Origin of the sequence: Xanthomonas sp. WHRI 7065 (assembly GCF_040203115.2) — a bacterium.
Taxonomy (GTDB): domain Bacteria; phylum Pseudomonadota; class Gammaproteobacteria; order Xanthomonadales; family Xanthomonadaceae; genus Xanthomonas; species Xanthomonas arboricola.
Genome location: NZ_CP168194.1, coordinates 590851 through 610437 on the forward strand (window position 1 = coordinate 590851; position 19587 = coordinate 610437).

Genomic DNA, 19587 nt, shown 5'->3' on the forward strand with positions numbered 1-19587 from the left:
CTCTGTCACTGCTATGTCACTGCGAGGCCGCACATGTCGCTCAACACGCTTTCGACCGGGAGTGCCGCCGGTCTGTTTCTACCTCTGACGGATGACGGGTCGTCGTCGGAGGCGCCCGGATCCGATTCGGCCATGAACGACTCCGATCTGTTGCTGGCGATGGACAACCTGTTTTTGCAGCAGATTTATAATCTGATTGCCGCCACCTACGGCAACACGCCAATCAGTGAGCCAGGCAGCGACGTTCCGGGGTTGGGCACGCCTTCAGCGGACGACGTGCAAGCCGGCCAGCCGATCGACAAACGCACGTCCTGGCCGAGCCCATCGACCCCGTTCGATGCCAAGGACATCAAGGGATCCAGGCTACCGCCTGCGGTGGATGGCTCATCGGTGACATGGGACGGCGGCACGCTCACCGCATCGGAGCTTCAGATTGTTTCCACACTCAATCAGCACAAGGACAAGATGCCGCTTGAGTTCGCAAAACTTGACGGCACGATCAACGACCCGTCCACGCCCGCCGATCTGAAGAGCGCGCTGCAAGGCTTGCAGAAAGACCCGCGCCTGTTCTTCGCGATCGGCTCGCAGGGCGACGGCAAATGCGGTGGCAAGATCAAGGCCGATGACCTGTGGGATTTCGCAGACCACCACCAACAGGTCACCGACCTGGGCGGCAAGAATGCCGAGTTCAATCCCAAAAACGTCAAGGGGGCCACACCGCCGCCTGCCGCAGAAGGTTCAACGGTGACCTGGGATGGCGGCACGCTCACGCAGCAGCAACTCGACATCGTCTCCACGCTCAATCAGCATCGCGACATGATGCCGATCGAGTTCGCCAAGCTCGACGAAAAGATCAACGACCCAGCCACGCCGCCGGACATGAAACAAGCGCTGCAAGGCCTGCAGCAGGATCCTGGCCTGTTCTTCGCACTGGCATCCCAGGGCCACGGCAAGCACCACCATGATGACCAGGGCAAGTGCAACGGCACGCTCATCGCCGCCAACCTCTACGACTTTGCCGACCGTCACCCGCAGGTGACCGCGTTGGGTGGCAAGAACGCGACCTACAATCCTGAAAAGATGAAAGGGCGCGACCTGCCGCCGCCGGTAGATGGCTCTTCGGTCACATGGGATGGCGGGACGCTCACCCAGAACGAGCTGGAGATCGTCACCACGCTCGATCGCCACAAGGACAAGCTGCCGGTTGCATGGGCTGATCTGGATGCGAAGATCAACGATCCGGCGACGCTGCCGGATTTGAAGCAGGCATTGACGGAACTGCAGAAGGATCCGCGGCTGTTCTTCGCCATCGGCTCGCAGGGCGATGGCAAGTGCGGTGGCAAGATCAAGGCCGGTGATCTGAGCAAATTCTCGGCCGGCCACGCGCAGGTTGCGGAATACGCCAACAAGCAAGCCAAGGGCTACACGCAGAACTATGTGGCCTCGGACAGCCCGGACAAGACCCAGCCAACGGTCATGACCGAAAGCGACGCGATGCGCGAGTTCTATCGCTATTCGGACTATCTGCCGAAGGATCTGAACCAGGATGCCTTCAAGCACCTGGTCGAAGGCGACAGCAAGACCCAGAAGTGCCCGCCGCAGGTCATCGCCGCAGCGCAGTATTTTCGTGAGCATCCCGGCCAGTGGAAGGCGCTGGCGGGAGACGCGGGTTCGATGAGTACGCCGGATTTTCTGCAGAAATCCGCATCGCAGATGCACCTGACCGCACCGGAATTGAAAACGCTGGACACCATCCACAGCCACCAGGATGCGTTCTTCGGCGATGGCAAGGAGGTGACCCGCGACAAGCTCGACACGATCGCCAAGGACGACAAAGCCGACCCTGCCGTCCGCGATGCCGCCAAACAGCTATTGGGCGACCCGCTGCTGTTCGGCTTGTTGAATAATTCGATCACAGGCTACAAGAAGCCCCACAGCTTCTTCGGCGGTGGCCATGTCGTCGACTCGGGCAAGATCAGCAACAAGGATTTCCAGCAGTTCTACGATCACATGACGGCGGCCAACAAGACCGTCGATAAATCACCCACGCACACGGCCACGTCGCCCGAACAGAAGAAGGCTGTCGCGGACATGTTGATGGGCAAGGCCGATCAACCCGAGATCAAGCAGAAGAAAAAAGACATCGGCACTATCGGCAAGGGCTTACATGAGTTCCTCAAGTGGGACAGCAAGATCATGGACTGGGCTTCGGTCGGCCTGAGTGCGTTGAACGGCATCCCGATCATTGGCGAGATTGCCGATGTTGGAGCGCTGGCATTGGAGAGCGAAGCACAGGCCGCCCAGGTGATCGACACCGCGCTGCAAGGTGGCAACATGAAACTGGCGTGGGAACTCGCAGGCATCAACATGGCCGGGGCGGTGGTGGGTGCCGCCGGTGGACCCTCGGCCAGACTCGCAGCCAAGGGAGTCGCTAAGGGGGTCGCCGAGGGCGCAGCCAAAGGGGTGACCAAGGGCGCAGGCGAGGGGGCGGCCAAGGGTGCAACCGAGGGCGCGGCCAAGGGCGCAGGCGAGGGCGTAGTCAAAGGAGAAGGCAAGGGCGCAACCAAGGGGCAAGAGCGCATTAACGGGTTTAAAGGATATTTGGTAGGCAACGACATTAATCGATCGACCGACATGCTCAAGGCGCCTGTGTTGGCGGGCCTGCATTATGAAGAGGTGCGATTGGATAAAGAGAAGAAAGAAGGCGAAATCCACCAGAAGCTGGAGGACACGGGCGGAATACCGCTGGGGAAACAGATTATCCCGAAGGAAGTTGCGGACAACTTCGAGGCAGACATGAAGGAAAACCTCAGGAATCTACGGGGCGGTCGGCGTAGGTAATGATCGCTCCTGATCAGCATCTTATTGCGTGAACGGAAGGGCGATCAGCATGATCGCCCAATTCGTCAGTAGGCCGTTCAACTCAATTCGCAGGTGCATGTGTGTTGGGAACCAAAGATGTACCAGCTCCAGTCAAGTAGATACTTCGTTTTGTATTAGCAGGCCTGGTCACCGCGAGCCACTGAATTAGCAATATCTGGGTCTTGCCTATACGATGCGTTTCGCGGCCTGATATGCCACGCGCCGAACGTAGGAAGATCAGCACGGCCGTACGCATTTTCGCTAACACAGAATTACACTGGCGATGGTTGGCATCTGTCTGAGCTCGCGCCGACGTGCTTTAGCAGCCCTTGATTTCCGTCGCGAAGTCGCAGCTGTGTCAGCCTCTGAATCGGTTGCGATTCGTGCTGTACTCTAAGCAAGAGCCTATGTGGCGATGTTGCTATGTCGGCCGTCGTCTAGACGGTCGCTAGGGATATCAGATATTTGTCCGTTCCAGGAGCTGGTGCAGCCGGCCGTGGTGGGAAAAATAAATTTTAGAACGCAGCGAAATATCAGGAAGCATCAGGCCGGGCTTGTGGCGTGCTTAAGCTGTATTTATAGTTAAACTCATAAATACACCGCCCATACGGGCGGTGTATGAAAGATGATATTTATCTATCTTTGGCGCAAATAAATTGACTAAAAATTCGGGGTTTCAGCTTTAGAGGCCATCACTGGCTTCTCAAACTATAGGTTTAGAAATGCGGCGGAGATTGCTCGGCCGGCATTCGTGAATTCAACACGCTGCCTTCCCTCCTTGCAGCATGTCATTCACCCATTGTTGGTCTAGGGGTGAGACAAATCCTCGATTGTCGATTTTTATCGACTTCCCCTGTCCTTGCCATTTCGCCATCTTGGCAAGAAATTGATCGGGATAATCGCTGCCCCGACACGCGATATTGGTCCAGGGATCACAAATATAAATACTTGGTTCCCATTGTGTCATGTCTGCCGGCAGGCCGCCGAAATCTGCACCGATGACTGCAGCAGAATGGTCAGCCTTGAAGTCAATCGTGCGTGCCACAAATCCTTCATCTTCCAGATAAAGTTTTGCCAATGACGCGAGCTCCCCACAGTTATGTGCTCTTCCTTCCATTGCGACACTGATGAAGTTGGTATCGCTGTCGTATAGCGCTTGCCCCCTCATTCTTAAAATCTCTTTCTGCGCATTTTCTACGCGATGTGTCTCCACGTCGCCACGTCCACTCCTGGTCTTGTTCGATGATTTGAAGTTTGAACTTCGAAGGTAGAATTCATCCCTCACTCGATGCAGGACTTTGGTTACTGCCATCTGCTCGCGTGAAAGAGGAATCCGCGGCCCCCGGAGCGACGAAACCCTAGACGCACCGCGGTTCAAGGCCGCCAGCTCGCCTAAGTGCCCGTCCAACTGATTTGAAGAGGCTATTGCCGTTGCGTTAACCGGCGAGCGGGGAGATGCGCCCTGTGCGTCGGACTGGGCGTAGTTATTCGAAACATAGTCTTGTTTAGAGCAGCAGATACCCACGGATCATAACCTATTTGATTAACGGGGGTGTTTAGTATGACGGGTGCTTGCCCAGCTCGGTGGGAGATAGCGAAAAATTCATCTTGTGTGCGAACGCGGGGAGTCTGGGAGGTATCCGAGAAAGCTGCAGTGAACGCGTTCTCTGAACTTATTGGTTAATCATAAATATAGCTTGGAATATTTAATAAGGATCACATAGTAAATTAACTATATTGATTAAAGTTACTTATGGTGCTTGGTGCGAAGATTGAACAGGCAAGTAGTCAAGGCGATCGCACGACGCCCTGGATGCCGGAGAAGCAATGCATTGCCTACTCATCAATGTCCGGGTTTGAGCAATTTCCCGGGATGAATATTCCCCCGCGTGTGCGGTAGTTGCGCGTCTGGCGAAACAGTCAAGATGTCGCGCTTGCTCAAAAAACGCTTGCCCACGCCTGCGCGGAGTATTCGCGTCGTCGCGTTCCCCACGGTCTTTCAAACGATTCATCTGTCGTTCCCGCACACATAGGCTGCGTATGACACAGGTCTCGGTTGCGCGACTTCCACCAGACCAACTTCGTGTGCGGCGCGAGTGATTCGCAGCGTCTTGCCCGGCTTTGCATGGCCAGCCAGACACTGCGCTCTACCGAAATGGTGGATTGGCCACTCATCGCATTTTCCCGGAGAGTTTCAGATGACGTTGGAATCAGGAAATCACCACGCAGCGAACACCGCGTTCTTCTTAAGCATTGGCGCCTGTCTCGGGTTACCTGGCGAGCTTGCGCGACGACTCGGCGGAGGCGAAACCATCCTTGGGCCTGCGGGCATGCTATGCCGTGTCCACACGCAGATGCAGCAGGGCGAAGTGACGGCGTTTCCGGAAGTGATCCTGCCGTTGGCCGCACGCGAGCTCGGCGGCGATGAGGTGGTGACGCTGCTGGCGCTGCAGGAACAATTGCTGACCGAATACGGCTGGCGGCTCACGCTCTCGGACCTTGGCCTGCTATGTGTCTGCCCGCTGTTGCTCGAGCGCACGCCCGATGCCGTGGCCACCGCGCTGGAGCGCGGGCAAGTGGTTGCCCGTGTGGTGCTGGATGCGCTGGTGACGCAGGCCGGCAGCGCGGCCGAGGTGGCCTCATGAAACTCACCAGCAATATCGGGACCGCTTCCAGCAGCCGCGCAACATCTTCTGCGCCCGCACACCCAACGCAGGCCGAGGACACCGTGACCCCGCCACAGACGCGCTCGCCTCCCGGGCTGCTCGCAGGCCTGTCTTCGGGGCCGGTGCTGCGCGGTCGTCGCGCACCGTTATCACGTCGCGTCACCGCCGGCACGACGCAGGCCGAATCCTCGCATGGCGCATCCCATCGCTCGGAGTCCTCGCAGTCGTCGTATTCTTCCGAGCTGACGGATGCATCGTTTCACACTGCGCAGGCCAGCCCCACGTCCTCGGTTGTCGATGAGCCGCAGTCACCTGCCGCTGCAACGACCCATGCGCAGCGCAGTGAATCGGCAGCGGCTGAGTTGAAGGCGCAGCTACGTGCACGCCTGGTTGACCTGCCATTTGCCGCCCCCTCGGAGGAGCAGGAGGCACTGCAGGCCGCATATCTGGAATGGGCGGACGCGCGCGTGCAGGAACGCATCGCGGCGTTCGGGCCGGACGCCGGATACCAGATCGCCGGCGACATGAAGACAGCAGGTGCAAAGGCAGCCTGGCCGATCGCTTACGAATGTCTCAGGGCCTTCATCATCGGCTCGATGCGCACCCCGTTCGGTCTCGCCGCAGGCGCAGCCTACGACGGCGCGCGTGCACCCGGATCCGAGACGCTGAGTACGACGACGCTGTCCGGCGCGGTGGCGGGCCTGATGTCCTATACCAGCGATACGTTGCTGATCCCGGCAATGGACCGGCGCGCGCGCGTTGCCAACCTGCCGCGGTTCCAGGCCATCGACCCCAAGATCCTGGTGCCCGATCCGCCACCGGCCCTGTTGGAGATCACTGCCGAGGGCAAGCGTTTCACACGCCCGGGCGAGGGCGACGCACCCACGCTTGCGGAGCTCAAGGCGCAGACCTACGACCTTCGCCAGGGCATCACCCAGTGGCAATCGACCCTGGACGACAAGTCCCTGGACACCTTGTTGCTCAAGCCGACGATCAACGCGGGATTCAACGCGGCGCGGCGAACCTCCGACGACCCGGGCACGCGCACGCCGGCCGGCCAGCTGGGCTTGAGCGCGCTCGCCATTGGCGGGGCAGGGGTCGTGCAGAAGGCGATGCTCGAAACCGGCAAGGCGGTGGCGCGTACCGGCCAGATGAGTGTCCCCGACCTGCTTGGCGGACAGCAGCGGCTGAATCTGTTTGCGTTGGCACTGCCGGACAAGACGCGTCGGCCTGCGCAATGGTCCGACGCTGTGCGGTTCCCCCCCCACTATCTGCTGGAGACCGGGAAGGAAGGCCTGGCGTTGGCCAGGCAGGCCTTGAGCACCACCAACGCGGTCACCACTGCGCTACGCGACGTGCTGGGCCGTCACATGCTCAGCAACGTGCTGGCCAACTTCGCCTCGCTCGGGGCCGGCCGCCTGATCGCTGCGCCCTTGCGTGGCGGCAACGCAAACGGCAGCGTTGCAGGCGAAGCCGCCAACTCCACCGCCACGGTCGTGCAACAGGCGGTGCAGACCTTGTTCAACGATACGGTCTGGAATGCGCTTAAGGCCAAGAACGGTGCCAACACCACCCAGGCGACGCGGCTGGATCAGCAGCGTGCCGTCAGCGCGGCCAGCCATCAACGCACCATCGCCCGTACGCTTCAGTCATTGGCCGAGCCGATCAACGAGGCGATCGCGATGTTTGCGCCGACACAGGCGCAGATTGCGCGCGCCCTGGAGGAGGGGCAGCCGCTTGCACCTGCACCGGGGCCGCAGGCGGTCAGATTGCATGATGCGCTGGAGAAACTGCGCACGGAGATCGACACGCAGTCCGTCTCGATTGCGACCATCGACACCGTGCGCGATGAGCTGCACGCCGGTCAGGCGGCGATGTTCAGCGGCGTACCGCGCAACAACCTGACCGAGACCCTGGACACCGGGTTGGCGACGCTCAGGCATGCATTGCACGAGAGCGAGGCACTTCGCCAGTGGGAAAATGGCCGGCCGTGAGTGGTCGACGCTGCAGTTGATCCAAACGCACGGCATGCCGCAACGACAGGCGTCACCACGGTGACGCCTGTCGCTTGTTGTCGGTCCTGCTGTGCGCCATGCGCTCACCGGAACTGGCAATGTGGTTGCATCGCCGTGCATTCCAGGTGGCCAGCACCGTTGGCGTTTGCGGATTCGGCTGGCACGGTCGGCCATATGGGCCTGCAGTTGTACCCCGTTGCCATTGACCAGACAGAGCGCGCATCAGAATCCCCCATGTCCTGCTCGCGTGCGTAAACCGGCGCGCCAGGCGCAGGGCGCCAAAAGCCGACGCGTAGGGATGCAGTGATTTCGACACCACCCAACGCCGATGCCCGGCAGATGCGGCAACGCCATGCATCTGCCGGGCAGGATCGACGCGTAGCGCCGCAGCAGGCTGCGATCAGCCGCTGTAGGCCTTGTAGCCGATGCGTGTCGCCCCGATGGCCTGGGACGCGTCGGGGGCAATCACCTCATTGGGCGCATCGGTCTTCAGGTTTGCCAGCTTCACCGTCGCGCCGGGCGCGTCGGTACGGAACACCGCTTCCTTGACCTGATTGAACTCGCAATTCTCGACCTGAAGATTGGTGTCGATATCGGTATGCCCACCGTTGGTGCGGAAGACCTTGCTGGCACCCTCGACGGTGTCGCCCGACATCACCACGTCGGCAGCGCCGTTGTCCTGCACGACCTTGTCTGCGGCGTCCTTGAACGTGCAATTGATGATCTCGACCTTCGGCCGGCCGCTGACCTCCGGGCTGCAGCCGGCAATCCCCGCATCATGCTCGCGGTTGCCCTGGCCATCGATGGTGACCGCATCCTCGCTGACATCCTCGTTGACGCAATTGACCATCTTGCCGCTGCCCATGAAATGCACGCCGTCGCCGCCGCCGGTCATGTTGACGTTGCAGAGGCTGCCGCCGTCCTCGACCACGAACAGCGGTTGCTGATGCTCGTCCTGGTTGCCTTTGCCCAGGCAAGGGCCGCCGACGTACAGCTGGTTCTTGCCGTCGAACACCTCGCCCTTGTGCACCACGATGGGCTTGTTCTGGACGCCGGGCGGCGCGGTGACGACCTTGCCGGGAGGAAGGGGCGCCTGTGTACCGTTGGGGCCGGGCGTGATCGGCTGACCGCTGCCGGGCGGGGTTGCCGGTTGACCTGGGCTGGTGGGCGATGCGCCGTTGCCGGCTGCTGTTCCGCTGGTGCTTCCGCTGCCTTTGTTGTTGCTGCCACTGCCACTGCCGCCGCTGCCATCGCCAGTCCCGCTGCCGTGCTGCCCGCCGGCGTTGGTGGAGCCGGGCGGGTTCGAGGGCGGCAGCGAGGGTGTCGAAGTGGGATTGGTCGGCGGCGGGCCGTCACTGGATGGCTGATCCTGTGGATGCAGCATGTCGCTGAGCATGCGTTGCATGCAGTAGGCCAGCATGCTCATGATCACCGCGGTGAGGGCCTGCTGCTGCGATAGGGAAAACGAGGACGGCTGTAAGCTCGCAGTGGTGTGTGAGGGGATGGCGAGGTTCATTGGCGAGTGTCCTTGCGAGAGATGAAGGGCGGAAGAAATCCTGCGAGAGGGATAACGGCGCGATAGCGTGGCGGTGACACGGCGCAGCGGATGCGCAAGGCTCCGACAGCGTGCTGCCGGGTCGTGCCTATCTCGCGGCAAGCATCAGCCTGCAGGCAAGGTCGAGCACCTCACGCGCGTAGCCACAGATAGTTTCCCGTTGCGATTCCTTCGAACATGTCGTCGTGTGCAATGAAGATGTTGTTGTTCCAGTAGCGGCCATGCTCGGCGTAATGGGCGAGCAGATCGCAGATCCAGGCACCGTCGACGTCGTCGTCCAGCGGAACGCGGACGACCAGCACGATCACGCCGGCATCGTTCAATCCGAGTTGCGCCTGGTCCTGCGCATATACCGACAGGTTTGCTTCCAGTAGCAGCCGGAAGACCGTCAAGGTCCGTCCCGCAGGAGCAAGGCCGTAGGAGATGCGTAGATACAGCGCTTCTTCTTCCGGCGCTTGCTGTGCGTCATCATCGGTCTGGGCTGCAGGCATGTGCAGATAGACTTCAAACCCGTCTACCCAGAGCACGCGGCTGCTGAGCACCGCCTGCACATCCGGCAGGTCCAGTGCTTCGCACATCTGCTGAACGATCGCTTCGAATCGGGCGCTGCTCATCCGTCATGCAACCTGACGCAGGGCCGCATACCGGCCCCGCGTCATGTCAAAAGCCGTTACTGACCGACCAGGCTTTTTGCATTGTCGCCGGCCTTGCCGATGAACTTGTTGAGCGCCACGTTGAAGTCGAGATCGTTCTTGAGCATGGTGATCTTGTTGTTCATGCGCTTTTGATCCTCGTCCGAGGCGGTGAGGTCGCCGAGCAGCGAGTCAATCTGCCCGCTCGCCCCATGCGTTGCCGCGGCACCGGACATTCCATTTGAAACGCCTCCGGTAAAGCTGTCCACGCCCTGGCCGAAGCGCGAGTGCAATGAACTCATTTCGGGAAGTAAAGCCATACGAAGACTCCTTAGCAGTTAATTAAAGCGGGGGCGCCTGCCGGCGCGTTTTATCTGGTCGAGGCGACCAGGGAAATCGATGGTCAAGGCATGCCGGCAACATGCGCGACGATGTCGCGCGCGGCGTTGATGCCGTCGTGCAAGACAGTGAAATCGTTGCGCGCGGCCTGATCGCTCGCTGCAGACCAGTGCACACGGATCTGTTGCGCCGTCGTATGCAGCGCTGCCTCGACGTTGCGCAGTCGCTCGCCGGAGACATCCAGCGCCTTGGTCTGCAAGATCTTGCTCATATCCTGGGTGACTGTGTCTGTCATGGCATCGAACATGGTGTGGTTCTCATGGCGCCGCTTGCTGCGGCAGGGAAGTCAGGTGCTTGGTGCCGTCCGGTGTCTCCACGTAATGCAGTCCTTCAACCAACAGGGCGGCATCGTAGTTGGAAGGCGGTTTTACCGACGGGTCCTGCTGGGTGATGTCCACATGCAGCTTGCGGATCTCCGGGCCCAGATCGCTGCGTAGATCGGCAATCCGCCGGATTGCACGTTCTGCGTTGTCGCTGCTGCCGGCGATGGAAAACACGCCTTGACCGTCGTAGCGAACGTTCAGATCGCGGTCTGCCAGGGTGTCGCGCAGGGTGGCCAGCACCTCATCCACCACCACCACATCGACCGTGACGGCATGTTGATACCGATGCAGTTGTGCACGCAGGCGCGCCGCATCCGCGCTGCTCGCCACCAGGCCCTCGACCCGCACGCGCGGGCCGACCTGCTCCACGCGCGCTTCGCGCAAGCCAAGCCGTTTCAGCACGGACCGGACCTGGTTGAGCTGGTTGTCCTGGCTGCGCGCCGGAGCAGCATCGGAGAGAAACGCCGGCAGCAGGGAGGGCAGCAGCGCCGCGGCGGCCAGCGCTAGCATGGCGCCCACCACTGCGCGCATCGCAGTACGCCTGGACCTGGGTGGCGGAGGTGTTGCCGGCGTTGCGGCGGGAGACAGCAACCGCTCCAGCAGTGCCACATCGTCCGGCCAATCGGCCGCGGCCTCACCGATGCAGAGCACCAACGGACCAAACCGCATTGGATGCAGCGCAACAAACGGTGTCGTTGGCAACGCGTCGCTGCGATAACGAACTTGACCATCTGCATCCACCTCGATGATGAGCGGGCAATCAGGCCAGTCTTCGATCCGGATCTCGGCCTGGGGATCGGCGCCCAACGTATAGCTGCCTGGCTGCAAATCTAATCGCGCGCCGGCGTGTATTCCCGTCAGTATGCGAAGTTGCATGGTCATGCACGAATCCCCTGAGCGGCCCCGTCTTGGTGTTCCATCAGTAGCGTGTTCAAACGCGTGACGCCACGCGCACAATCAGCGGGTCTGCGCGGTTTTCCCGCGCTGATCAGCATCAATGGCAGCAGCAGGTTGTAGCTGCGTAGTGCTGGTGTGGGCTCCGGTTGCGCGTGCACCATCTCCACCAGGCGTTTGCGCAAGGTGTCCATGCTTTCGGCAAAGCTGCCCGTCTGGCCGGATTGCAGGTGCTCGCGCATCAACATCCAGACCATGGTGGTCAGCGATGCGGCAACCGGATGGGCAATGCCGATGTCACGCAACTCCACGAACGCAGCGGTGAGGGCGTGCCGTCTGAGCGTCTGGTCACCGGCGCGCGTTGCCGCATAGCGATCGATGACTGCCTGGACACCCGCACGCACATCCTCGTCCCGGTGGACCGGCGAGGCGCTTGGCCACGTCTCTGCCTGCGGATCGCCGGCGTGTGCGCGAGCGCCGGCGCCATGCTGATCGTCCTGGCCTTGCCCCTGTTCCTGCGGCTGAGCGATTGCGATGCTGACCCGGCCGCGCAGCGCCGAGACACGTGCTGCCTCGGCGTCTTCCAGCTCGGTGGCGTCGAGCTCGTCGTCCATGCCATCCAGCGACCGCATGCCGCGTCGCCGCCTGCGCGGCGGAGCGGGGCGCAGACGCGGTCCATGATGTGGCGTGTCCGCCAGCGGCTGTGCGCCAGCGCCAGGCGCATCGGCATGGTGGTGCGATGCGCCGGGCGCGCTCGGCAGCGACGGCGGCAGGGCACCTGGCGAAATGCGCCGGATCATGGAAACGCCGCCTGCATCAGCGCCTGGCCGAACTGCATGATCGCCGAGGCGCCCCACGGCGCGGTGATCGCAATGGCCGCCACCACCACCACCAGCTTGAGCGCGAACGAAATCGAGGCATCCTGCAGCGACATCACTGCCTGGATGAAGGCGATCAACAAGCCAGCCAGCGCGGCAACGCCGACCACCGGCAAGGACACCTTGAGACACAGCAACAAGGCTTCGGAGGTGAATCGCACCAGATCGTCATGGTCCATGGCGTCACCGATAACTCAAGACCAGGCCGTGGATCAGCATGGACCAGCCATCCAGCGCCACGAACAACAGCAGCTTGAACGGAATGGCCACGTTGGTCGGGGTCACCTGCGACAGACCCATTGCCATCAACGCATTGGCCACCACCAGATCGATCACGATGAACACCAGATACAGCAGGAATCCGATACGGAACGCCTCGGTCAGCTCGCTGAGCGTGAATGCCGGTGCCAAGACCAGAAGATCGTCCGGCTTGAGCGTGTCGGCCTTGTCCTTGGGCCAGATCTGCTGCGCCGAACGAATGAAGAAGGCTTTCTCGCGCTCGCGCGTGTGCTTGAGCAGGAACTGCCGGAACGGTTCGCGGCAGGCGTCGAGCAGCACCACCACGCGGCTGTTGTCGGCACCGGGGCTGTAGTTCTGCGCGGCCTTGAATGCCTCCATGCCCACCGGCGCCATCACAAAGCACGACACCAGCAACGCGACGCCGTTGAGGACCATGTTCGGCGGCACCTGCTGTACACCGATGGCATTGCGCAGCAAGCCGAGCACCACCACGATCTTGGTGTAGGAGGTCACCACCATCGCTGCGAAGGGCAGCAAGCCCAGCATGACGACCACCAGCAGCAGCGAGCCGACATCAGGCATCTGCATGCGCAGTCTCCGACATGCTGAGGATCTGCACGCCGAGATGTTCGCCTACCGCCAGCAGCCGGCCGATGCCGATGGTCTGGCCGTAGACGACCAGACGGATGTCGGCCTGATCCACCGGCACCGACAGTTCGAGGATCTGGCCGGGCTGCAGGCCCGACAGCACCGACACAGACAGTGCAAGTTGGTCCACTTCCAGGTGGACAGGCAGTTCCAGTGCCGCCACATCGGTGTTGGCCGATGTGGCATCGAGCTCGGGAATATCGTGCTGCATGGCGGGAGCGGTCTCCAGAATCATCTGTTGCAGGTTCAGGGCCACCGGAGCGCGCAACACCGCGCCTCCAGAGATGCCCCAGAGCAGCTCGCCGTTGCGCACGGGAGCCGGGGCGAGTGCGTGCAGCAGCACATCGCCCGGGCGCAGCGCTTGCAGCAGCGTCGCCGTTGCGGTGCGCTGGCCGATGCGCAGGCGCGTGCTCAGCCGCAGTGCGCCCAGCCAGGCCGGCAGCGGCGATGGCGTCGCCAGCGCAGCGACAGCCGTTTGCAGCGCGGCAAGCAGCAGCGGGCTGGCGGTCTCTGCGATCGCGTCGATGCCGCCCAGGGTGATGCCGATCTCCGGGCGATCGGCTGCGTCCGCACAGCGCTCGAACGCGACAACCTCGGCAGTGCCCAGCCCGAGCGCTGCGAAGGCGTGCAGGAAATCGTTCAACAGCACGCCGGCGATCGCCGCACGCAGGGCGTCGTCGGCTTCGTTCAACAGCGGCGCCAGGTCGTCGCGTGCGGCGATCCGCAACTCCAGGCTGCCGCTATCGAACTGCAACTGCAGGCGCGCCGCCTCCGCCGCCCGGATGCCACGACGTTGCGCGGTGAAGCCACACCGCTGCACGGCACGCGCATCGCAGAGCACCCTGCCGAGCTGCGCGCGTGCGGCGGGCACGTGGGTCAGCGCTTGCGACAGGTCGCGTGTCGGTGACGTCGGGCTCGGCTCGGTTGACAAAGCGGGGTCCCTGGTTATGGCTGTCTTGCTGCGTGTGCGCTAGACGACCTCGATGCTGATCTGAAGCGCGCCGCTGAGCGCGGCCTTCAACGCGGTATCCAGACGCTTTCTTCCATTGCAAAGTACCTCGCGCGTCTGGGGCGAGCCGCTGTCGAAGCGAAGCGATAGCTGGTCTGGCGAAAGCCGCAACAACAGCGTGGTCTGCGGCAGGATGTCGTGGTTGATCTCCAGCCATGCCTCCCAGATTCCTGCGCCGCGCACCGGCGTGGCATTGCAGAACTCGGCCACTCGTAGCGCGATATGGTGGATGGCCATCTGCGCGCGTTGGGTGCGGATCCACTCGGCGGCGATCTGCCGACCCAGCGCGTCGCTGTTCTCGCCTCGGGCGATCTGTCCACGATGACCGTCATCCAGGCAGGCTGGCGCGCTTTGCAGCCGCGCAGCGTCGTGACCGTCGCGGACAGCATCCGCCGCTTCGGGCAGCGGCGCAGTGTCGTCGCCATCCTCCGGCGACACCATGCCCGGCAATCCGGGCAGCACGCTGCCCAGGCGCCGGCGAAGTTGCATGAAGCTGACACGCTGCGTCGCACGCCCCGGTATGGGCGCTGCGGGCGGCTGCAGCGGTTTACCGGTGACAGGCAGGATGCGCACGTGGCGAACCGGTGGCTTGCGCATCAAGCCACCACTCTGCCGATCGGCTGCAGCTGCACCTCTGCACCCAGTTCCTGGAACGAATACACCTCCAGCCAGTTCAGGCGCGCCTCGATCATCCGGCGGACATAACGCCGCACGTCCATCGATGCGACCACTGCCAGTGGATGCCGCGCCTGATCTTCGACGATGCGTTCCACCTGCTCGACCAGCTGGTTGGCCTGCTCCGGTGGCAGCGCCAGGAAATTGCCTGCCGGCGTGGCGCGAATCGACTGCCGGATCAACTGTTCCACCGCGTGGTCGAGCATCACCGCAGGCAGCTGCCCGGTACCTGCGGTGGCCGTGTGCGCCAGATAGCGGCCGAGATCGCAGCGCACATACTCGGTCAGCATCAGCAGGTCCTTTTCCTTCGGTCCCCACACCACCAGGCTCTCCAGGATGCTCTTGATGTTGCGCACCGGGATGCGTTCTTCCAGCAGCCGGCGCAAGACATCGGCAATGCGCTGCGCGGGCATGGCCTTGTTGACCTCTGCCACCAGCCCGGGATAGTCCGCACTGACTTGTTCCAGCATCCACTGCGTTTCCTGGATGCCGACGAATAGATGCGCGCGTGCACGCAGCGGCGCGATGGCCTGTTGGGCCAGCGCTTTCTGCAGGTCCGCGGTATCGCTCAACGTGTCGCGGGTTTCGGGGACGTCGTGAATCAGCACTTCGTACTGCAGGTCCTGCAGGGAGTCGCTCTGCCAGATCGCGATCCCGGGAAACGGGAGGCCCAGCAGTTCCACCAGCTGCCGGCGCTCGCTCTCGATCGCCTGGTCCAGCAGCGCCGGGTCGAGCTGCGCAGCCAGTTGCGGCGACAGCCGCATCGACAGGGGCGAGGCGAAATCCGGCGCGCTCTTGCGGATGTGCGGCGCATCACCCTTTGCCCCCTTGCGGCTGGTCGATGGCAGCGTGTGCTGATCGCTGCCGCTGACATCGCGTTGCTTGCGCCAGATCGTATAACCGCCTGCGCCCACGGCCGCCGCCAGCAGCACGAACAGCACCGCAGGAAATCCCGGAACGAACGCAAAGCAGGCGAGCAGCACGCTCGCCGCCAGCAGGGCGCGCGCATTGCCGGTGAGCTGGCGGCCGATCTCGAGCCCGAGCGAGCTGATCCTGGCCTCGTTTTCGTTGGCCACGCGGGTGATCATGACGCCGGCCGCCACCGAGATCAGCAGCGAGGCGATCTGCGACACCATCGCATCGCCGACCGACAGGATCGCAAAACGGTTGGCCGCCTCGCCTGCGCTCATGCCGTGGTAGGTCACGCCCACCACGATGCCGGCCAGGATATTTACCATGGTGATCACCAAGCCGGCGATGGCGTCGCCCTTGACGAATTTCATGGCGCCATCCATGCCGCCGTGCAGTTGACTCTCGATGGCCAGCCGCGCGCGTTTGCTGCGTGCTTCGTCCGCGCTCAGGTTGCCGCCGCGCAGGTCGGCATCGATGCTCATCTGCTTGCCGGGCATCGCATCCAGGGTGAAGCGCGCACCCACTTCGGCAACGCGCTCGGAGCCCTTGGCGATCACGATGAACTGCACCGTGGTGATGATCAGGAACACCACCAGGCCCACCACCAGGTTGCCGCCGACCACCAGCTCGCCGAAGCTCTCGATGATATGGCCGGCCTCGGCATGCAGCAGGATCGATTTTGTCGATGCGATGTTCAACGACAGCCGTAGCAGCGTGGTGAACAGCAGCAACGAGGGAAACGACGACAGTGAGATCGAGTCGGGCACATACATCGTGACCATCAGCAGCACCACGCTGAGGGTGATGTTGATGCCCAGCAGCGTGTCGATCAGCGGGGTGGGCAGTGGCAGGATCATCAGGCCGATGACCGCCACCACCAGGGCGGCGATCGCCACTTCACCGGTGTATGCGAAATACCGTGTCAGGCGCATGCGATCTCCTAGCAGGGCAGCGGACCGCTGCCGTCATCGTTGTCGCGGCCCAGCGCATCGACCCAGCGCAGCACCACCGCCACCGTTTCGAACAGCGCTTCAGGCACCGCCTCGCCCAGTTCGACCTGATGCAGCGCACGCGCCAAGGGCGGGTTCGCCACGATCGGAATGCCCTGGTTGTGCGCATAGGCACGCAGTTCCAGCGCACCGTCGTCCACGCCCTTGGCAACCACTTGCGGCAGACCGAAGCCGTCTGGTTCGTAGGCGAGCGCGACGGCGTAATGGGTCGGGTTGACCACCATCACCTTGGCCTTGGCGACGCGCTCGCGTGGATCGCCGAAGACCAGTTCCTTGGCGAATTCCTTGCGCTTTCCCTTCAGTTCCGGGTCGCCTTCGCTGTCCTTGTGTTCGCGCTTCTGCTCGTCCTTGCTCATGCGTTTGTCGCGAATGAACAGCCAATGCTGCACGCTCCAGTCGGCCGCGCCCACCAGCACGAACACCAGTACCGCCAGCGCGCACAGAATGCCCAACGCACGCCAGCCGATCTGGGCGATGTCGGGCGTTGGCTGGTAGGCCAGCCCGATGATCGTCGGCATCAGTGCGCGCAGGCCGTACCACAGCACCACGCCGATCACCGCGGCCTTGATGCCCAGCTTCAGCAGGTTGATGAGACTACGCAACGAAAAGAGTTTCTTGACGCCGTTCACGGGGTTGAGCGAATCGAACTTGGGCGTGACCGGTTTGAGCGAGGCATTGAGCCCGGTCTGCAGGAAGCTGCCGATCAATCCGGCGGCCAGGCACGCGACCACGAAGGGCAGCGTCAGCATCAATCCCTGGATGCCGATGCGACCGAGCGCACGATTCAAGGCGGTGGCATCGCGCGTATTGGCGCTGAAATCGAGACCGATCGACAGCAAGGCGTGCAGGTGTTCGACAAAATAGCTGCCTGCCAGTTTCATCACCAACAACGCGGCCAGCAGCACGGCGGCGGCAGTGACATCCGGGCTGACCGGGATTTCTCCATCCCTGCGCGCATCCTGTAGTTTTTTTTCGGTCGGCTTCTCGGTCTTCTCATCCGACATGGCGATCTCCGGCCGCTGTTGCTGCGCGCCGATTCTGGTCGAGCCATCGCCAGGCGATCCGCTTCCAGGGCGAACGTGTGCATGGGTGGACGAAGCACGCTGTGTTTGTTCGCGATGGTATTCCGATGTTCGCTTCTGAAAAGTCTTGGTTGGCGCCGACGCGTACGTTACGCACGCATGCTGTCCACAGCCATTGAATGACGAGGTGCGGTATGGAAAACATCGAATGTCCCGGTGCGGTCGTGAGTGGGCTGATTGAACTGATCACGGTCGGGCTGACCCACGAAAAACTCGAAGAAGCCGCAGCGGTGCTGGCCGCCGTGCGGGTGCTGCGGCCGGAGCTGAAGGCGCTGGATACCTTCGACGCCTGGATTGCGATCAAGCGCGGCAGTTATCTGGAGGGCGCGCGCCTGCTGCGTGAGCTGGAGGCCGATGCAGGCTCCAAGCCGTTGTGCAAGGCCTTGTACGCGTGTTGCCTGTTTGCGGTGGGCGACCCGTCGTGGCATGGCATTGCAGACGGCCTGATCGAAGAAGACGCCGATGCCGACGCCGTTGGCCTGGTCAAGGCACTGTCAGGCCGCTACACGCCGGCACCCGCACAGCTGGAAGCGGCGGCAGAATCCGCCGCGCCGATGGAAGTTCCCAACGCCCAGTATCTGCGCGCCTGACCCGGACCTCACCCAGCCTGCGGAACACGTCATGACGCTCATTCCTCCTGTTGCACCGATCACTGCCGGTACCGGCCTGTCCGCGTCAGCGGTGTCGCCGATGGCGACGCCGAACCAGGCGCTGGTCAATCGCTTCCAGGCACTGATGCAGTCCTCCAGCCCGCTGCCACCTGCCATGCAGCGTGTGGGAGAGCCGAGCATGGTGAGCCGCATGGTCGACGTGCAGAACGATGGCGTGCGGACCATGACCGAGCATATCGACGCCTTCAGCATGCAGGCGCCGACCATGGGCCTGCAGGAAATGGCCTCGCAGCAAATGAAGTTGATGCACGAGCTGACGATGGTCGGCTTCAACCTCAATGTCAGCGTTGGCGTGGCACAGTCGGGCAAGAACGCCGTGCAGACACTGTTCAAGAACCAATAGCATGCGAACGCTCAGATATCTGGTGGTGTTGCTGCTGGCACTGCTGCTGTCTGGCTGCGACCAGCAGCTCTATTCCGGGCTGACCGAGAACGATGCCAACGACATGCTCGCCGTGCTGCTGACGGCCGGTGTGGATGCAGACAAGGTCACCCCCGACGACGGCAAGACCTGGGCGGTCAACGCGCCGCACGATCAGGTGTCGTACGCGTTGCAGGTGCTGCGCGCGCATGGCATGCCGCACGAGCGGCACGCCAATCTTGGCGAGATGTTCAAGAAGGACGGCCTGATTTCCACACCCACTGAAGAACGCGTGCGCTTCATCTACGGCGTGTCGCAGCAGCTGTCGCAGACCTTGTCGAATATCGATGGCGTGATCGCGGCCGATGTGGAGATCGTGCTTCCCAACAACGACCCGCTGTCCACTTTGGTCAAGCCCTCCAGCGCCGCGGTGTTCATCAAGTTTCGCGTCGGTAGCGATCTGACCAGCCTGGTGCCCAGCATCAAGACGCTGGTGATGCACAGCGTGGAAGGACTGACCTACGAGAACGTCAGCGTCACGCTGGTGCCCGGTGGTGCGGAAAGCGACGCGCAGTTTTCCGCATCGCCACCGCCACGTGCCTGGGCGTGGCCATGGCTGGCCGGCTGCGTGCTGGCGTTGTGCGTGGCGCTCGCTGCGGCAGCGCTGTACTGGTGGCCGAACGCCAATGCACGCCGCTGGGGCGGCTGGCAGCGCCTGCGCGAGTTGTCCAGAAAACATGCTGGGTGAGGCCGGC

General features: G+C 62.5%; 19 protein-coding genes. 6 read left to right on the forward strand and 13 right to left on the reverse strand.

From position 1 onward, the window contains the following. Positions 1-33: 33 nt before the first annotated feature. Positions 34-2841: an HrpF/NolX family T3SS translocon protein gene (locus ABQY64_RS02535; protein WP_349779774.1), complete on the forward strand. Its 2808-nt coding sequence runs from the start codon at positions 34-36 to the stop codon at positions 2839-2841. A gap of 778 nt (positions 2842-3619) precedes the next feature. On the opposite strand, the gene ABQY64_RS02540 is transcribed toward ABQY64_RS02535, so the two are convergent. Then, positions 3620-4075 (reverse strand): hypothetical protein, encoded by a 456-nt coding sequence (locus ABQY64_RS02540; protein ID WP_349779773.1) that lies wholly within the window; start codon positions 4073-4075, stop codon positions 3620-3622. A 985-nt stretch (positions 4076-5060) separates the two neighbouring features. On the opposite strand from ABQY64_RS02540, the gene hap3 reads away from it, so the two are divergent. Beyond that, positions 5061-5507 carry an Hpa3 family type III secretion system protein gene (gene hap3 / locus ABQY64_RS02545; RefSeq protein WP_349779772.1) on the forward strand — a complete coding sequence of 149 codons (447 nt, stop codon included), beginning with the start codon at positions 5061-5063 and terminating at the stop codon, positions 5505-5507. Continuing rightward, a complete protein-coding gene (xopF1, locus tag ABQY64_RS02550) occupies positions 5504-7522 on the forward strand; it encodes a type III secretion system effector XopF1 (RefSeq protein WP_349779771.1) in 2019 nt (672 codons plus the stop codon). The genes hap3 and xopF1 overlap by 4 nt, the downstream gene beginning before the upstream one ends. Before the next feature lie 421 nt (positions 7523-7943). On the opposite strand, the gene ABQY64_RS02555 is transcribed toward xopF1, so the two are convergent. From ABQY64_RS02555 to sctU, 12 genes are all read right to left on the reverse strand, one after another. Further along, the gene (locus tag ABQY64_RS02555; RefSeq protein WP_349779770.1) at positions 7944-9059 is read right to left on the reverse strand and encodes a pectate lyase; all 1116 of its coding nucleotides are present in this window, start codon (positions 9057-9059) and stop codon (positions 7944-7946) included. 170 nt (positions 9060-9229) lie between these two features. Next, positions 9230-9712, reverse strand: coding sequence for a CesT family type III secretion system chaperone (locus tag ABQY64_RS02560; protein WP_349779769.1), 483 nt, complete (start codon positions 9710-9712; stop codon positions 9230-9232). A 56-nt stretch (positions 9713-9768) separates the two neighbouring features. Then, the gene (gene hrpE, locus ABQY64_RS02565) at positions 9769-10050 is read right to left on the reverse strand and encodes an HrpE family protein (RefSeq protein ID WP_080715814.1); all 282 of its coding nucleotides are present in this window, start codon (positions 10048-10050) and stop codon (positions 9769-9771) included. Between the two features lie 83 nt (positions 10051-10133). Next, positions 10134-10376: an HrpD6 family protein gene (gene hrpD6 / locus ABQY64_RS02570; protein ID WP_016901411.1), complete on the reverse strand. Its 243-nt coding sequence runs from the start codon at positions 10374-10376 to the stop codon at positions 10134-10136. A 10-nt stretch (positions 10377-10386) separates the two neighbouring features. Beyond that, a complete protein-coding gene (hrpD5, locus tag ABQY64_RS02575) occupies positions 10387-11334 on the reverse strand; it encodes an HrpD5 family protein (protein ID WP_349779818.1) in 948 nt (315 codons plus the stop codon). Further along, a complete protein-coding gene (locus ABQY64_RS02580; RefSeq protein WP_349779768.1) occupies positions 11331-12146 on the reverse strand; it encodes a 4-hydroxyphenylacetate catabolism regulator HpaA in 816 nt (271 codons plus the stop codon). The genes hrpD5 and ABQY64_RS02580 overlap by 4 nt, the downstream gene beginning before the upstream one ends. Continuing rightward, positions 12143-12403: a type III secretion system export apparatus subunit SctS gene (sctS, locus tag ABQY64_RS02585; protein WP_016901415.1), complete on the reverse strand. Its 261-nt coding sequence runs from the start codon at positions 12401-12403 to the stop codon at positions 12143-12145. The genes ABQY64_RS02580 and sctS overlap by 4 nt, the downstream gene beginning before the upstream one ends. Positions 12404-12407: 4 nt before the next feature. Then, positions 12408-13052: a type III secretion system export apparatus subunit SctR gene (gene sctR, locus ABQY64_RS02590; RefSeq protein WP_349779767.1), complete on the reverse strand. Its 645-nt coding sequence runs from the start codon at positions 13050-13052 to the stop codon at positions 12408-12410. Then, complete coding sequence (sctQ, locus tag ABQY64_RS02595; RefSeq protein ID WP_349779817.1) at positions 13039-13992, reverse strand: type III secretion system cytoplasmic ring protein SctQ; 954 nt, start codon at positions 13990-13992, stop codon at positions 13039-13041. Before sctQ ends, sctR begins: the two co-directional genes overlap by 14 nt. Before the next feature lie 90 nt (positions 13993-14082). Next, positions 14083-14718 (reverse strand): type III secretion system protein SctP, encoded by a 636-nt coding sequence (gene sctP / locus ABQY64_RS02600; RefSeq protein ID WP_349779766.1) that lies wholly within the window; start codon positions 14716-14718, stop codon positions 14083-14085. After that, positions 14718-16640 (reverse strand): FHIPEP family type III secretion protein, encoded by a 1923-nt coding sequence (locus ABQY64_RS02605; RefSeq protein ID WP_211921900.1) that lies wholly within the window; start codon positions 16638-16640, stop codon positions 14718-14720. The genes sctP and ABQY64_RS02605 overlap by 1 nt, the downstream gene beginning before the upstream one ends. A gap of 8 nt (positions 16641-16648) precedes the next feature. After that, the gene (sctU, locus tag ABQY64_RS02610) at positions 16649-17722 is read right to left on the reverse strand and encodes a type III secretion system export apparatus subunit SctU (protein WP_104561173.1); all 1074 of its coding nucleotides are present in this window, start codon (positions 17720-17722) and stop codon (positions 16649-16651) included. A gap of 212 nt (positions 17723-17934) precedes the next feature. On the opposite strand from sctU, the gene ABQY64_RS02615 reads away from it, so the two are divergent. The 3 genes from ABQY64_RS02615 to sctJ are packed head-to-tail and all read left to right on the forward strand — an operon-like array spanning position 17935 to position 19580. After that, positions 17935-18390, forward strand: coding sequence for an HrpB1 family type III secretion system apparatus protein (locus ABQY64_RS02615; protein ID WP_104623508.1), 456 nt, complete (start codon positions 17935-17937; stop codon positions 18388-18390). A 31-nt stretch (positions 18391-18421) separates the two neighbouring features. Continuing rightward, on the forward strand, positions 18422-18814 hold the full coding sequence (locus ABQY64_RS02620) for a type III secretion protein HrpB2 (protein ID WP_047127965.1): 393 nt from the start codon (positions 18422-18424) through the stop codon (positions 18812-18814). Position 18815: 1 nt separating this feature from the next. Beyond that, positions 18816-19580 carry a type III secretion system inner membrane ring lipoprotein SctJ gene (gene sctJ, locus ABQY64_RS02625; RefSeq protein ID WP_104596156.1) on the forward strand — a complete coding sequence of 255 codons (765 nt, stop codon included), beginning with the start codon at positions 18816-18818 and terminating at the stop codon, positions 19578-19580. Positions 19581-19587: the final 7 nt, after the last annotated feature.

Coding starts and splice junctions, on each gene's coding strand:
- ABQY64_RS02535 (WP_349779774.1), top strand. CDS start 34: ATGTCGCTCAACACGCTTTCGACCGGGAGTGCCGCCGGTCTGTTTCTA.
- hap3 (WP_349779772.1), top strand. CDS start 5,061: ATGACGTTGGAATCAGGAAATCACCACGCAGCGAACACCGCGTTCTTC.
- xopF1 (WP_349779771.1), top strand. CDS start 5,504: ATGAAACTCACCAGCAATATCGGGACCGCTTCCAGCAGCCGCGCAACA.
- ABQY64_RS02555 (WP_349779770.1), bottom strand. CDS start 9,059: ATGAACCTCGCCATCCCCTCACACACCACTGCGAGCTTACAGCCGTCC.
- ABQY64_RS02560 (WP_349779769.1), bottom strand. CDS start 9,712: ATGAGCAGCGCCCGATTCGAAGCGATCGTTCAGCAGATGTGCGAAGCA.
- hrpE (WP_080715814.1), bottom strand. CDS start 10,050: ATGGCTTTACTTCCCGAAATGAGTTCATTGCACTCGCGCTTCGGCCAG.
- hrpD6 (WP_016901411.1), bottom strand. CDS start 10,376: ATGTTCGATGCCATGACAGACACAGTCACCCAGGATATGAGCAAGATC.
- hrpD5 (WP_349779818.1), bottom strand. CDS start 11,334: ATGACCATGCAACTTCGCATACTGACGGGAATACACGCCGGCGCGCGA.
- ABQY64_RS02580 (WP_349779768.1), bottom strand. CDS start 12,146: ATGATCCGGCGCATTTCGCCAGGTGCCCTGCCGCCGTCGCTGCCGAGC.
- sctS (WP_016901415.1), bottom strand. CDS start 12,403: ATGGACCATGACGATCTGGTGCGATTCACCTCCGAAGCCTTGTTGCTG.
- sctR (WP_349779767.1), bottom strand. CDS start 13,052: ATGCAGATGCCTGATGTCGGCTCGCTGCTGCTGGTGGTCGTCATGCTG.
- sctP (WP_349779766.1), bottom strand. CDS start 14,718: ATGCGCAAGCCACCGGTTCGCCACGTGCGCATCCTGCCTGTCACCGGT.
- ABQY64_RS02605 (WP_211921900.1), bottom strand. CDS start 16,640: ATGCGCCTGACACGGTATTTCGCATACACCGGTGAAGTGGCGATCGCC.
- sctU (WP_104561173.1), bottom strand. CDS start 17,722: ATGTCGGATGAGAAGACCGAGAAGCCGACCGAAAAAAAACTACAGGAT.
- ABQY64_RS02615 (WP_104623508.1), top strand. CDS start 17,935: ATGGAAAACATCGAATGTCCCGGTGCGGTCGTGAGTGGGCTGATTGAA.
- ABQY64_RS02620 (WP_047127965.1), top strand. CDS start 18,422: ATGACGCTCATTCCTCCTGTTGCACCGATCACTGCCGGTACCGGCCTG.
- sctJ (WP_104596156.1), top strand. CDS start 18,816: ATGCGAACGCTCAGATATCTGGTGGTGTTGCTGCTGGCACTGCTGCTG.